The following is a 14,707-nucleotide window of genomic DNA, read 5'->3' as shown; positions in this document are numbered from 1 at the left end:
TATACACTTACTGTTAACTCATTAAGCGTTACTTATAAAAACAAATGGATATTGAATGTCTAAACTTTACCTCACTTTAGTATTTGCCCTACTTAGTTTTAGCTGCCTATCAGCCTCTGATAAAAAGCTACCCATAGAAGCGTTTGCAGGCTTAAAAAGCATAAGCCAAGTTAGGCTCTCACCAGATGGAAATAACATTGCGTATGTTAGAAACCTTGATGGCGATTTAGTTTTAATGGTGCAAAGCCTTACAACAGGCAAGGGCAAGCCGATTATTAAATCGGATAACCACACTGTATTTTTTGACTGGTTTAGTTGGGCAAATAATGATGTTTTGTTATTGGGCGCACGATACATTAAATATCAATTCGGTGGGGTTAAGTATGCGTCTACATTAATGTATTCGTATAATCTAAGTGATGATAAAGGAATAAAACTGGCGTTTAGAGCAAACAACACGCGTGATGAAAAGCAGCCTCAGTTTTCTGACAGAATTATTAGCTTTTTACCGGAGCAAGAAAATAAAATACTCGTGCAGGGCGACTTTAAAATTGCCAATACCCCAGCTGTGTATGAACTTGACCTAACTACCTTACGCAAAAAACAAATACAACGTGCTCGTGCAGATGTAACCAGTTGGTTTGCTGATAGACAAGGCAAGGTTCGTATTGCTAAAAAAATGGATGAAACACAATTCACTTACGAGCTGTACAACGAGCAAAATGAGTCGTGGCAAACACTATTTAGCTACGAAGTATTTAGTGAGCAAAGCATTTCGATACTTGGCTTTGATAAAGACCCTAACTTTTTATACATCACTGCGCTACATGAAGGGCGTGATGCATTATTTAAGCTTAATCTAACAACTAACAAACGTGAGCTCATTTTTAGCGACGACAAGTACGATGTCGATGGCGATATTTTTTACTCCCGTAAAACTGGCGAAGTGGCAGGCTTTACGCATTCGCATTTAGAAGATGGTATTGCGTATTGGGATGAAGACTTAGACAAGCTACATCGCTCTTTACGAGCATCATTACCTAAAGATTCATTTGAAATGGATATTGTTAGCACCAGCGACGATCAGCAAAAATATGTACTTTATGTCAGCTCAGATAAAACATCAGGCGCCTACATGTTAGGTGACAGAAAGCGAGGTGATTTAACATTTTTTGCAGACGTTTACCCACACATTAACGAAAGCGTATACGCCGGTAAAGAACACATTAGCTATAAAGCACGTGACGGGCTTATTATAGAAGGCTACTTAACGCTGCCTGTTGGCTATGAGAAAGGCGATAAGTTACCCACTATTATATTTCCACATGGTGGGCCTATGGCGCGCGACTATGCAGGCTTTGACTATTGGACGGCGCTACTGGCATATAATGGTTATGCCGTGTTACAGCCTAACTTTCGTGGCTCAAGTGGTTATGGTTATGACTTTTTAATGCAGTCGATCCAAGGTTTTGGTTTAGCCATGCAAGATGACTTACAAGATGGAGCTAACTGGTTAATAGACCAAGGGATTGCTCAGGCTGATAAAATTTGTATTGGTGGCGCAAGCTATGGTGGATATGCCGCCTTAATGGCTGTTATTAAACACCCTGAAACATTTAAATGTGCGGCAAGTTTTGCAGGGGTAACTGACCTTGAGCATATTGTGAGTAAAGCCCGACACTTTACAAACAAAGACATAGTACGAAAACAGTTTGGAACAAATAGCGATAAGCTAGAGGCTAATTCGCCGGTCAATTTTGCTAAATCAATCAACAAACCTGTTTTACTTGTGCATGGTAGCGACGACAGTGTTGCCCCTATTTACCATAGTAGAGAAATGGAAGATGAACTAGATGACGAAGATAAAGATGTTACTTACATTGAGCTAGAAGATGGCGATCATTACTTGTCCTATCAGCCGCATAGAATTAAAACGTTACAAGCGTTCTTAGACTTTTTTGATAAGCATTTAAAAAACGATTAATAACAAAGGCGACTTAGGTCGCCTTTTTTGAGTTTAATTTTTTATATAATGCACATTGTTTGCACTTTTACTTGTTAACGTTATACGTTGTTATTAAAGGCGCTATTTATAAGTCGCTATAATAGAACACGCAATTAATACAATTGTTATTACAGGCTATTCTTTAAAGTGCTTAGAGCTTTTAAAAATATGTTTTAGCAGTAAAAAATACGCAATAAATAACAGCTCAAATGCTTTTAGAGTCAGGTTTATAAAAAATAAATGAAAATTCATAACAAACTTTTTTTAATATTATTTAGCTTCACCTTTAGCATTATTGCGGGGCTTGTTGTGCTTATTCAGTACAGTATTGGCCAAGGTATTATTGATTTTGTAAACGCCAAAGAAGTAAAAGCATTAGAGCCATTAGCAGTACAGCTGGCTAATAAATACGCGCAAACTCCCTCGTGGGATAAAATTATAGGTAACGATCAGCGCTTTTTAAGGTTGGTTGAATCGCAATTGCAATCAAGCCAGTTTTTACCTACTTTACGCGATATGCCACAGCGCCCAGAAATTCGCGGTGAACGCAGACCCAGACCCCCACAGCATATGGCGCAACGAGATCGACGCCCACCGCCCGAGCATGCCGCGCACTATGCACTACTGGATGAAAACCAGCAGCGTATTTTTGGTAAATTATTTGAGGATTTAAAGTACATTAAAACGCCCATAGAGCTTGAAGGTAAAACAATTGCTTACCTTGCTGTTTCAAAAAGAAAAAGCCTAGCAGATGGGTACGAGCTGGATTTTTTAAAGCAACAAACTAACTATTTATGGCTTATTGCGTTAACCGCAGGGCTACTTACCTTACTGTTGTCTTTTTTACTGGCAAGGCATTTAGTTGGCCCTGTAAAGCAAATTGCCAGTGGTATGCATAAGCTAACCAAAGGGCAGTACAGCACCAAACTTTTATTAGATAGAAAAGACGAGCTGGGCCAGCTTAGTGAAGATTTTAACACTTTGGCCTTTACGCTCGCTAAAGATGAGCAAGTACGTAAACGCTGGTTAGCTAATATTTCTCATGAACTAAGAACGCCAATGAGCATTTTACTCGGTGAGCTCGAAGCTATGCTGCTTGGGATACGTGAACCAAATAATAAAAATATTAGTTCTGCTAACGATGAAGCGCTGCATTTAAAACGCTTGATTGACGACCTACACATGCTAAACAGCGCAGAGCTAGGCGGCATGCATTACACCATGCAACCTACCGACGTAGGCTTTTTACTTAACTCCATAGAGCAAAAGTATCACGTTATTTTTGAGCAGCACGCTATTAATTTTTACCTTCTTAATAGTGCTAACAACACCACAGTAAACGCAGATAAAACACGTATACTGCAATTGCTAGATAATATATTAATGAATGCGGTGCATTACGCCCAGTGCTCAACTATTTCTTTAAGTGCCAATAACGTAAATATTAAAGGCCAAGCCTATTTAGAGCTTATAATAGAGGACAACGGGATAGGCGTTGAGCAAACGCATTTATCGCACTTGTTTGAATATTTATACCGTGTAGACAGCTCTCGCAATCGCCAAGAGGGAGGCTCTGGTTTAGGCTTGTCTATTTGTCAGCATATAGTTAAAGGTCATAATGGCGAAATATCAGCCGAAAAAGCCAGTATTGGCGGGCTTGGCATTGTTATTAAATTACCCTTATTAGTTCAGTAGAGGATAAATATGAGTGAGCAAATACTCATTGTTGAAGATGAAATAAAACTTGCCAATTTAATGAGCGACTTTTTAACAAGTCATCATTATCAAACGCACCTTATTCATCATGGTGATGAAGTACTTAGCTGGCTTGAAAGTAATAAGCCAAGTGTTATTTTATTAGATATTATGTTGCCAGGGCAAAGCGGTATAGAGCTGTGCAAAGCGATAAGAAAGTTCTCTAATGTGCCCATTATTATGGTTTCGGCAAAGGTGGAGGAGATTGACCGGTTACTCGGACTTGAACTGGACGCCGATGACTACATTTGCAAACCGTTTAGTTATGCTGAGCTGGTGGCGCGAGTAAAAGCAATTTTAAGGCGTGTTAATACCACAAAAGAGCCGGTAAATAATGCCATGACACTGGATGAAAGTACTTACAGTGTAAATTATAAAAATAGCAGTATAGAACTAACTAATTTTGAATTTCAGCTATTTAAGCCCTTGTATTCAAACCCTAACAGAATCTATTCACGCGATAGCTTAATGGACACCATGTACGCAGACCAACGTATAGTTAGCCACCGTACTATAGACAGCCACATAAAAAAGTTACGTAAAAAGCTTGATGAAGTAACGCAAACCGACAGCGTTATTCAGTCGGTTTACGGTGTGGGCTATCGGTTTGTTCACCCTCAATAGCTAAACGTGAGCGCAGTTTTACTCATCGTCAGCGTTTTTAATACGCTCTAAACGGTCGAACTCTTCGTATTCGGCCGCTTGTATTTCATCGAGTACCGCATCTACATCTGCAGATTCATTACTGTCTTCAAATTCTCCGCTGAGCACAGTGTTTGGCGTTAAGCTGGCCTCTTCAAACAGTGCCCACATTTCTTTAGCGTAATGAGTGTTTAATAGGCTAGGTGCAAACTGCGCATAATAACGGCGTATGTTGTTTACATCGCGCGTAAACATTGCTTGCGCACTGTTATTGGCTGCGGCGTTTACAGCTTGTGGAAGGTCAATAATTACAGGCCCTTTACTATCAACAAGTACGTTAAATTCTGATAAGTCACCGTGGATAATACCAGCGCACAGCATTAATTTAATATAATGAACCATCATACTGTACTGCTCAATAGCGTCTTGATGTGTAAGGGTCACATGCCCTAACTGTGGAGCAACATCACCGTCTTCATCGCACACAAGCTCCATTAACAACACGACATCAATACAGTAATAAGTATCAGGAACTCTGACGCCAGCGCGTGATAAACGTGAAAGCGCGTCTACTTCTGCATTTTGCCAAATTTCTTCTTCTAGTTGCCGCCCATAACTGGAGCGTTTACCCATGGCGCGGGCTTGGCGTCCGCCTCTTACTTTTCGGCCTTCTTGATACTGAGCTGCCTTTTTAAAGCTGCGTTTAACGGCATCTTTGTAGACTTTAGCACAGCGAATTTCGCCACCGCTGCGCACCACAAATACATCCGCTTCTTTACCGCTCATTAAGCGACTTATCACTTCATCAATTAGGCCATCATCAACGAGTGGCTGGAGGCGTTTAGGTATTTTCACTGCGATACAACTAGAAAAATTGGAAGATTAAACATGTATGTTAATAAGTCCTTAGTATGTTAGCTCTCAAAACAGGTGTTGAAAGTGGTTTTAAGTAATTAGTTATCACAATAACCGAAATACCGAATAAGGTAAAAATAACATGATAAAAATCGGATTTATTTTTATTTCCTTATTGTTTGCACAATGTTTGCGTTTTTTAAGCGTACTTTATATTCATACCCTTTATTAATATTTAACCCAAGGTGACCACGATGAAGCATTTTTCTACTTTTGCCGTTGCTGCATTATTATCAATGGCTTTTTCAGCCAATGTTGCAGCCAGAGGCGGTGATAACCCACCACCTAAACCTGACTTTTCAAGCATAGATGCAGATGGTGACGGTGTGATTAGCCTTGCAGAATTTAGCGAAAGTGCGCCACCGCAAGGCGATGCGCAAACTATTTTTGACGAAATAGATGCCGATGGGAATGGCGAAATTAGCGAACAAGAATTAAGTGAACACAAGCCACCACGCCGCTCACGTTAAGGGAGAAAAATATGATCAACAGTATTGGTAGTTCAGCGAGTTTTATGACTCAACAATCTAGCCAAGTAAGCGCTTTAACTTCAGAGCAAACTGAGTTTGTTAAAGAAACACTTGCAGAATTTGATGCACAAAACCTAAGTACGGAAGATGCGCAAAGTATTCAAGCCGCATTTGAAGAGCAGGGGATCTCGCCTACAAAAGAGTTGGCTGATTTAATGAGCGAACTTGATTTTGACGCTAAAAGTATTGGCGATGCAGGACGCCCTGAAGGGCAGCGCCCGCCACCGCCGCCGCAAAACTCGCTAGAATCTGTTGATACTGACGAAGTGGTTAGCTACTTAGATGAGTTATTAACTGAGTATTCAAGCCAGCTATCTGATGAAGATAAAGAATCAATTCTTTCATCGGTACAAGAAAAATTTGGTTTAAGTGAAGGTGATTCACTGCTAAATGTAACTGCTTAGGTGTTATAACTTGAGGTAAAGCTGACTGTTTATCCTTAGGTCTTAAGTCCAAAGCCCGGCAATTATTTTGTTGGGCTTTTTTAATATACCAATTCGCTTAATTGGTCACGTATTATTGCGCATTGGTATTACTCCGCTTGAGGCAAAAAAATCGCGCTAATAGCACCTAACAAACCGAGCAGGCTATACAGCAGAATAAGCTGTGCGGTTGATAAAAATGCTTCTAAAAGCCCTATACTGCCTAACATTAAAAGCAAAATGCCAATTACAGTATTACTAACCGACACGTAATCAGTGCGTTTATTGCCTTGTGCCATATCTACTAAATAGGTTTTACGCCCGAGCCGTACGCCTTGATGAGCAATGCAAAGCAAAAAATAAAAACCAGGTATTACCCAAGCATATTCAAACAGCTGGCTATACCATGTGGCTATTACAAACACGCTCACGCCGTTTATGGTGACAAGTAACGCACTGATCACAAGCACCTTTTGGCTAGAAAAATCGCTGAGCCTTCCCCATATTGGCCCAGAAATTAAACTTGCTAAGCCAGACACGGCTAAAAATACTGCCAATAATGAAAATTCAAACTGCTGAGAGCTTGCTAAAATAATATAAAAAGGCGCGCTTAGGGCTGAGCAAAGTAAAAAGGCGCGGGTAATTACAAAGTGTGCAAATTGTTTATCTTGATAAAGCAGCTTTAATTTACTTAGCGCATTTAAAAAGCCATTTTTACCGCCTTGTGTCGCCCCTTTGTATTCGTTTATGCGGCTATAAAAAAGTGCAGCAACAACCCACAAAACAGCGCCTAAACACAGCGCAATTAATACCGTATTTTGCTCTTTTTGCCCCGAAAAAAACCACATCATTAAACCAAAAGTGAGTGTTGCAAAGCCGGCAATACTTGCCGCCAGGCCACTTATATTGCCCCGCTTTTTTTTAGGAATAACTTTACCTAATACATCTTTAGCGGCAATAGAGTTAAACCCGCGGGCGAGGCTAAAGAGCACCAGCAGGGCTAAAATTGCATAGCCAGCCTGAGCGCCTTCTAGCACAAATGAAACACCAACCATAGCGCCAATACATACCGCTTGGGCAAATGCACCACAAACCCATACCCACTTTCTTACTGAGAGTTTACGGATAATATTGGCTATCGCTAATTGTGGTAATAAAGAGCCCGATTCTCTTATAGGCACCAGCCACGCTATAAACGCGCTTGGTACGTTTAAGCTTTGCATTAACCAAGGCAGAGTGACTTTAGGGTTGAGGAGGGCATCGGCAAATTTACTAAAAAGCTGACTTGTTAATAAAAGAATAAAGTTACCGGCCACTTCTTTGCAGTCATCTTCGTTTATGTCTTTACAGGCGCGTGCGTCTTCATCGTTGTTAAGGCGTTTATAGACTTGCTCTTTAGTGAGTTTTTTCATACTGCTAGCTACACAATTTGTTTTGCTCTTTGAGGTACGAATCTACAAAGTGTTGTTCCATAGGTTTAGAAAAGTAATAACCTTGTAGGTGAGACACGCCAATTTCTTTTAACATGTTGGCTTGCTCTAGGGTTTCTACACCTTCAGCGACTACTATAAAATCAAGTGTTGAGGCCATTTGCACAATCGCATGAATTATACTTAAGCCTCGCTTATCCATATTTTGAATGAAACTTTTATCTATTTTTACTATGTCTACACCAATATCTAACATGCTCGACAAGGATGAGTACCCAGTACCAAAATCGTCAATAGAAATACAAAATCCTTGTTTTTGCAGCTCTTTTACTGCTGCTAAAAAGGTGAGCTTATCCTCAGCAAACACAGATTCAGTGATTTCAAGGTGCAGGTTTTCTGGCTTTACGCCGTATTGATCAACGATATTTACAACCTTAGTGACAAAATCAGGGTCTTGAAGTTGTATTACAGATACATTAACGCTCACAGCAATAGGGGGTTGTACGTTTTTAAACGTGCAAGCTTGCACACACGCTTGCTCAATAACCCATAAGCCAAGTTCGGTTATGAGGTTGTATTGCTCGGCAATGGCAATAAATTCATCAGGAAATATCGCTTCGTCATTTAATTGCCAGCGTAAAAGTGACTCAAACGAGGTCACCTTCGCTGTTTGGCTATCCACAATAGGCTGAAACACTAACCGCAAGCCGTTGTCTTTTATTGCACTTGCTAAGCGTTTACTGAGCAATTGTTCGCGTTCTTGTTGGCGCTTTAAGTCATTGTTGTAGATATTTACGCAGCCTTTGGCAATACGTTTTTGATGGTACATTGCTAAATCTGCTGAACGAATTAACGCGCTTAAATTACCCTCATGCTCAGGAAATAACGCTATGCCAATAGTGGCAGATACCCAGCTTTGGTATTTGTATCGTTCATGCTCGGCACGAATGCTTTTAATAACCTTTTTGGCAAAATCAAATAAGTCTTGTTCATCTTCATAGGTTGTTAAAATTAAAAATTCATCTCCGCCCCAGCGGCATTTGTATAAGTGGCGGGTGCAAACGTTAGTGAGTCGCTCGGCTATTTCTTTAAGTACTTGGTCGCCAACTTTATGACCCATAGAGTCATTAATTTGCTTAAAGCCATCTAGGTCTACAAAAAGTAAAGCGAGTTTTTCCTCGGGGTGATCTGCCAGTTGTTTATTTGCCACTTTTAAAAAAGCGGTGCGGTTTAACAAGCTTGTTAGCGGGTCAGTATTTGATAAACGGTAAATTTCTTCTGTGCGTGTTTCTACTTTACTTTCCATTTCGTTAAGTAGTTCGCGGTTTTGATTTCGTAATTTTATGGCCTTTTGGGTAAACGTGGCCGACTTATAAGAAGAGGCGACCATAATTGCCGAAAAAGTAATGCCTAAAAAACCTAATACATAGTGGTAATAGTCATCAGATAAGGTTAGTACTATAGAGTAAGGCATTAATAAAATAATGCTGTAACACACCGAAGTAAAGCGACTACCCGAGAGCAAATTGGCTGAGCCACCAGCAAATGCCGACAAAATAGCTATTGTGGTGGTAATTTCAACGGTGGATGAGCTTTTATGAAACCACAGTGCGTAACATGACCACGAAATCGCGGTCGCTATACACCCCACCGAAAAGCGTTTTAAAAAGCTATTTGCATTAAAAGGCTGGTTAACTCCTTTGGTGTAGTTAAAGTAAATAACATCCATTAGCCTTGCTGCTAAAACAACCAGCATGAAAAAAAGCCAAATTATTTTTTCTTGATTTGTTCTCTCATCCGTTAGGTCAAATGCAAATACAAGTACAAAGCTAACTAACGCCGAAACACCAATGCCAGATAAAGCATTAGAATATAAAAGTTTTACGGCTTCTCTGCGTTCATCACTATTTAAATTTTTATATTGCACTCATTAAAGCCTTATGAAAAGTAATGCGGGTAAAGCAGGTTAGATTTTATAAAAACACAATAATAAATATAGTTTAATGACAGGGAAATGCAGATTTTAAATAAAAAAATGCCCATAACACAATGTCTTGTTATGGGCTGTTAGATTAAAAGTCGCTGGCGTTATGTCGTTCGCGAAGTTGCTCTTCTTCAGGGCCCCAGGTGCGATTAACACGTTGACCACGTTTAACAGCGGGGCGCTTTGCTATTTGCTCTGCCCAGCGCATTACATGAGTGTAAGAGGCAACATCTAAAAACTCAGCGGCGTCGTATAATTTTCCAAGCATCAACGAGCCATACCAAGGCCAAATGGCAATGTCTGCAATAGAGTATTCGCTACCCGCCATGTATTCGTTTTCACTTAAGTGGCGATTTAATACATCGAGCTGGCGTTTAGTTTCCATAGTAAAACGGTCTATTGGGTATTGCATTTTTGTTGGTGCGTAGCTATAAAAATGACCAAATCCGCCACCTAAATAAGGCGCTGAACCCATTTGCCAAAATAGCCAATTACGGCACTCGGTCTTGGCTTTAAAATCTTTTGGGATTAGCACATCAAATTTTTCTGCCAAGTATTGTAAAATTGAACCCGACTCAAAAATGCGTGTTGGTGGCGTGGTAGAGTGATCCATTAGCGCAGGAATTTTAGAGTTTGGATTAATATCAACAAAGTCTGAGCCAAATTGGTCGCCTTCGCCGATGTTAATTAAATAGGCATCGTAGTCGGCATCGGTTAGGCCAAGCTCTAATAACTCTTCAAACATAATGGTCGCTTTTTGGCCATTAGGCGTGGCTAATGAATAAAGTTGAAACGCATGCTTGCCAATGTCTAAGGTTTTGTCATGAGTGGCGCCGGCAATAGGGCGGTTAATATTAGCAAATTTACCACCACTTTCGCTGTCCCACGTCCAAACTTTAGGCGGCGTGTATTCGTGTTCATTACTCATAAATAACCTCAATTTAAAAATGTAATTAATTTATATACTCATAGATAACAAGCTGGGGGCGTAAAAAATTAATTAAAGGCAATGAAAAAATTATCGTGCTTTTAATTTATCTGCTTTGGCAAGTTTATACCCTAAAAAGAACCCACTTAATGCTCCAAAAAGGTGACTCTCGAACGAGACATGAAAGCGTTGTGGTAGCACGCCCCAAATAAATCCGCTGTAAAGTACTGCCACTACTAGGGCAATAACAATAGACTTAAATGAGCGCCTAACCACGCCATAGCACAGTATAAATCCCCATAAACCATAAATAACGCCGCTTAATCCAACATGAAAACTACTTCGACCAAAGGCCCACACTAATAGCCCGCCAATTAACGCAGTAAATATAAACACGGTATAAAAGCGTTTTACACTGTATTGGCAAATTAGCCAGCTAAGTACAGCAAAAGGCAACATGTTGCTAGCAAAGTGCCACCAGCTGCCATGTAAAAATGGGGCGCATAAAATGCCGATTAACCCTTGAACGCTGCGAGGGTAAATACCTAAACCATTAAGCGTAATGCCAGGTAAACTATTGATCACCTGTAGTATTAGGCATATAAAAACTACGCTAAAAATTGCAAATCGCGTACTGGTTATCAGTGAAGATGATGATGGGGTATTTGGCATATAAACGCTTTAGTAGGATTGTTTTGTACCAGTATAGGAGTATGTTTTCGCTATTAAAAGCGATTTAATAAGCGCGGCGTTATACGCCGCGCACAGAGGTTATTTTAACCTAGTTTAGTTAATAGTTTTTTCGCAGCAAGCTCTGAACTTGCTGGATTTTGGCCTGTAATCACTAAACCATCTTCGAGCGCTAATACGCCCCAGTCGTCGGTTTTTTGATAATCGCCGCCTTTTTTAATGAGTTCATCTTCAACTAAAAATGGCACTACGTCTGTTAATTGCACGGCAGCTTCTTCTGAGTTAGTAAAGCCTGTTACTTTTTTACCGGCTACGAGCGCATTGCCTTGTGCATCTTTAACATTTAAAAAAGCGGCACTTGCGTGGCAAACAGCCGCTACTGGCTTTTGCTCTTTTACAAACTTTTCAATAAGTGAGATTGAATCGCTGTTATCTACTAAATCCCATAGTGGGCCGTGGCCGCCAGGGTAAAATACCGCGTCAAAGTCGCTGGCGTTTACTTCACTTAACTTTTTGGTGTTTGCCATAAGTGTTTGTGCTGCGCTGTCGTTGTCATAGCGCTTTGTTGCATCGGTTTCAAAGTCAGAAAGCGTGCTGGTTGGGTCAATTGGCGGTTGGCCACCCGCAGGGGATGCAAGTGTTACCTCTGCACCAGCATCAACAAATGCGTAGTAAGGTGCTGCAAATTCTTCTACCCAAAAACCTGTTTTTTCGCCTGTGTTGCCAAGCTCTGAATGTGAGGTAAGTACCATAAGTATTTTTTTAGCCATAACAATATTCCTTCGATTAGTAAGTAAATTAAAGCTTGGTGTTAACCAAGGTGCTGTAATAACTATATGCACTTAAAAGGATTTAAACAACGATGATAAATTTAACTTTATTGGTTTAATTATTGATACAATTATTGGGTTGAATAATCATTGGTGGGTTTGTGATGAAAGTGTCGTTTGAGCAACTTAAAAGCATGGTGGTATTTGCGCAAATTGTCGAGCAGGGCAGTTTAACCGCGGCTGCAAAGCAGTTGGGGTTAACGCGTGCGGTGGTAAGTTATCACCTTAAAAAATTAGAAACGCAATTAGAAGTTACGCTGCTAAATCGCTCAACCCGCACTATGGCTCTAACTGAGGCGGGTATTGCGTATTATGAGCGCTGTAGAGTGATCACAGAACAAGCAAACGCAGCTAATCAGCAAATAGAAAACATTAAAAGTGAGCCACAAGGAGTATTAAAAATTAGCTGCCCTGTTAATGTAGGCATGCAACTAATTGTGCCAGCAATTAATACGTTTAAACGCCAATACCCCAAAATTGAAATAGACCTGCAACTAACCGATGATGTGGTTGATATTATAAAAAACGGCTTTGATATTGCTATTCGTGGGGTCGCTTTAAGTGACTCAAACTTACAAGCCACTAAACTAACAACCATGAGTACCTGTATTTGTGGCTCAGCTGAGTATTTTGAACACTTTGGCAAACCTAAAACGCCAGCTGAATTAGCCTTGCATAAATGGGTGGTGTACCAGCTTAGCAATAAAACATTAACCCTTAGCAAAGAGGGCAAAAAATACGATGTAATACTACAAGGCGGCATAAGCACCAATAATGCCGCTGCGCGTACCGCGTTTGTAGAGGCTGGACACGGGCTTGGGCGCATTCCGTTGTATGATGCGTGGCCTAAAGTGCAAGCAGGGCTGTTAGAAATAATTCTTGATGATTATAAAACAAAAGATATTGAGCTTTATGGTGTGTTTCCACCTGGGGCGGCAGGCTCCAAAAAGCTCAGGTTGTTTATTGATTATTTAAAAGCATATTTTGTTAAACAGCATACTGCACTGGGCATGCTAAAAAGCACGTAAAACCGCACTTAATTACAAAGTACGATTAAATAATGCAACTGCTTGTTGGTACATAGTAATTGCAAGCGCGGCATCGTAACGCTCGCCCTCATCACGCATAAACGCATGCTGTGCGTTTACTTCTTGCCAGTGGTAGTTAATACCCGTGGCTACACATTGCTGATAAATTTTACTTCGGCCTTGTTGCGGTACATGTGGGTCTTGCTTACCCCAAATAAAGTGTATTTCACCCTGAATATCAACCATGCGTTCAAACGAATTGTTACCTGCATTGGCCGTTAAGGTATCACTATGAATATCGGTGGCGTATAAACAAAATGCAGCTTTTATGTGAGGGTTTAATGCGGCTCTGTAAGCTAAATGCCCACCAATGCACACACCCATGGCGCCCACTGTGCCAGTGCAGTAATCTTGATTTTGTACAAAGTCGATGAGTGCTTGTGTGTCGCTGTCGTGGTGCTCAAGTGGCTTTTGCCATTTATCGGCATTGCCTTTATCTTTACCCGCGTCATCGTACGCAAGTACAGTACCAATCGGGTTTAGCTCATGAAATACCTCAGGCACTAACACAACAAAACCGTGGCTTGCTAAAATAGCAGCGCTGCGCGCAATAGGTGCGGTTTGCTGAAAAATCTCCGAGTAAAAAATAATACTTGGGTATTGGCCAGCTGCTTGTGGGCGGTAAACGGTAGTACGCATTAAGCCTGTTGGGGTGGCTAGGTCGGTATTATGGTGTTGGATTATCATAAAAGCGCTCAGTTAAATAATTAATAAGGTTATGGTAACTGAGCGCAAAAAAATAAACGACCACTGATACTGGTTTTTTAAATGCTTGAAGGCATTTTATTGCAACTTGCGTAGTAGCTTACGGTCGCAGGCCAATCCGAAAATATACCCATAACCCCAACATCCTGCGCGAGTACATCAACCACCGTCATCATGTCGCCATCGTTATCGATAACATCGGCGATTGATTGATAGTAGTAGCCACCGCCCTCGTTAAGAGGCCCCGAGCGCTCAAGGCTCCATGCTATCAGTTCAAGCCCTGCAGCTTTTGCATCAATGGCGTATTGTGAGGGGACAATATTACTTTCGTTGTCTATGGTGAGCATCATCCAAATAGGGGGCGCTAATATTTTAACGCCATCGGCTACTAGCTCTTCCATACTTGGTTGCCACGTTGCAGGGTTACTTGGATCAAAGCCCGCTTCGCTGTCACGGCCATCTAAATATACGCTTTGATTTGCAAAGTCGGGGTTGTTATTTATCCAATATTTCACATCATCGAGATTAAACGATTGCGGGTACACATCACTGCTTGGTACGTCCAATTGCGTGTACTCATCAAGCATTTTTTGCGCGTATTGCTGTTGTGTCATTCCCTCAAAAGGCATGCTAACTTGCGGCGATTTTAGCTCTGGGGTCATTTTCACACCCAGGCTTTTAAATAACTCAATACTTTGTTTATGGGTTACTAATGTTCCACCTGTGGCGTATAAATCGGTGCGCCAGCTGGGCGTGCCTTGCATATATTCACCAACAGTAGTG

Annotated in this window: 14 protein-coding genes; 6 read left to right on the top strand and 8 right to left on the bottom strand. The window is 40.8% G+C overall.

What is annotated here, in order from left to right; all coding sequences use genetic code 11:
- Positions 1-55: 55 nt before the first annotated feature.
- From B2R65_RS08205 to B2R65_RS08195, 3 genes are all read left to right on the top strand, one after another.
- Complete coding sequence (locus B2R65_RS08205; RefSeq protein ID WP_273586193.1) at positions 56-1,984, top strand: S9 family peptidase; 1,929 nt, start codon at positions 56-58, stop codon at positions 1,982-1,984.
- Positions 1,985-2,245: 261 nt separating this feature from the next.
- Positions 2,246-3,700: an ATP-binding protein gene (locus B2R65_RS08200; protein ID WP_154944806.1), complete on the top strand. Its 1,455-nt coding sequence runs from the start codon at positions 2,246-2,248 to the stop codon at positions 3,698-3,700.
- 9 nt (positions 3,701-3,709) lie between these two features.
- The gene (locus tag B2R65_RS08195; RefSeq protein ID WP_286741844.1) at positions 3,710-4,384 is read left to right on the top strand and encodes a response regulator; all 675 of its coding nucleotides are present in this window, start codon (positions 3,710-3,712) and stop codon (positions 4,382-4,384) included.
- Positions 4,385-4,402: 18 nt separating this feature from the next.
- Here the strand turns inward: B2R65_RS08195 and B2R65_RS08190 are convergent, their stop codons facing one another.
- On the bottom strand, positions 4,403-5,257 hold the full coding sequence (locus tag B2R65_RS08190) for a PA4780 family RIO1-like protein kinase (protein WP_286741843.1): 855 nt from the start codon (positions 5,255-5,257) through the stop codon (positions 4,403-4,405).
- A 254-nt stretch (positions 5,258-5,511) separates the two neighbouring features.
- Between B2R65_RS08190 and B2R65_RS08185 the strand changes: the two genes are divergently transcribed.
- Positions 5,512-5,787: an EF-hand domain-containing protein gene (locus B2R65_RS08185; protein ID WP_055252984.1), complete on the top strand. Its 276-nt coding sequence runs from the start codon at positions 5,512-5,514 to the stop codon at positions 5,785-5,787.
- 11 nt (positions 5,788-5,798) lie between these two features.
- Positions 5,799-6,251 carry a hypothetical protein gene (locus tag B2R65_RS08180; RefSeq protein WP_004587402.1) on the top strand — a complete coding sequence of 151 codons (453 nt, stop codon included), beginning with the start codon at positions 5,799-5,801 and terminating at the stop codon, positions 6,249-6,251.
- Between the two features lie 128 nt (positions 6,252-6,379).
- On the opposite strand, the gene B2R65_RS08175 is transcribed toward B2R65_RS08180, so the two are convergent.
- From B2R65_RS08175 to B2R65_RS08155, 5 genes are all read right to left on the bottom strand, one after another.
- Positions 6,380-7,681, bottom strand: a complete 1,302-nt coding sequence (locus tag B2R65_RS08175; protein WP_055252985.1) for an MFS transporter — start codon at positions 7,679-7,681, stop codon at positions 6,380-6,382.
- A gap of 4 nt (positions 7,682-7,685) precedes the next feature.
- On the bottom strand, positions 7,686-9,626 hold the full coding sequence (locus B2R65_RS08170; protein WP_256850695.1) for a putative bifunctional diguanylate cyclase/phosphodiesterase: 1,941 nt from the start codon (positions 9,624-9,626) through the stop codon (positions 7,686-7,688).
- A gap of 145 nt (positions 9,627-9,771) precedes the next feature.
- Positions 9,772-10,611 carry a glutathione-dependent disulfide-bond oxidoreductase gene (gene yghU / locus B2R65_RS08165; protein ID WP_286741842.1) on the bottom strand — a complete coding sequence of 280 codons (840 nt, stop codon included), beginning with the start codon at positions 10,609-10,611 and terminating at the stop codon, positions 9,772-9,774.
- Between the two features lie 90 nt (positions 10,612-10,701).
- Entirely contained in the window at positions 10,702-11,283 is a 582-nt protein-coding gene (locus B2R65_RS08160) for a rhomboid family intramembrane serine protease (protein WP_286741841.1), read from the bottom strand.
- A gap of 104 nt (positions 11,284-11,387) precedes the next feature.
- Complete coding sequence (locus B2R65_RS08155; RefSeq protein WP_029773419.1) at positions 11,388-12,071, bottom strand: type 1 glutamine amidotransferase domain-containing protein; 684 nt, start codon at positions 12,069-12,071, stop codon at positions 11,388-11,390.
- A gap of 164 nt (positions 12,072-12,235) precedes the next feature.
- Between B2R65_RS08155 and B2R65_RS08150 the strand changes: the two genes are divergently transcribed.
- Positions 12,236-13,159, top strand: coding sequence for a LysR family transcriptional regulator (locus B2R65_RS08150; protein ID WP_055252989.1), 924 nt, complete (start codon positions 12,236-12,238; stop codon positions 13,157-13,159).
- Between the two features lie 12 nt (positions 13,160-13,171).
- Here the strand turns inward: B2R65_RS08150 and B2R65_RS08145 are convergent, their stop codons facing one another.
- Both B2R65_RS08145 and B2R65_RS08140 read right to left on the bottom strand, forming a co-directional pair.
- On the bottom strand, positions 13,172-13,906 hold the full coding sequence (locus B2R65_RS08145) for a dienelactone hydrolase family protein (RefSeq protein WP_286741840.1): 735 nt from the start codon (positions 13,904-13,906) through the stop codon (positions 13,172-13,174).
- A 77-nt stretch (positions 13,907-13,983) separates the two neighbouring features.
- Positions 13,984-14,707 (bottom strand): PI-PLC domain-containing protein (locus tag B2R65_RS08140; protein WP_476748307.1); only part of this gene is annotated, 724 nt, incomplete at its 5' end.

Origin of the sequence: Pseudoalteromonas sp. UBA2102, from assembly GCF_002331165.1 — a bacterium.
GTDB classification, from domain to species: Bacteria; Pseudomonadota; Gammaproteobacteria; order Enterobacterales; family Alteromonadaceae; genus Pseudoalteromonas; species Pseudoalteromonas atlantica.
Note: the sequence above shows the minus strand (reverse complement) of the source record. Positions and strands in the feature narration are given on the sequence as shown.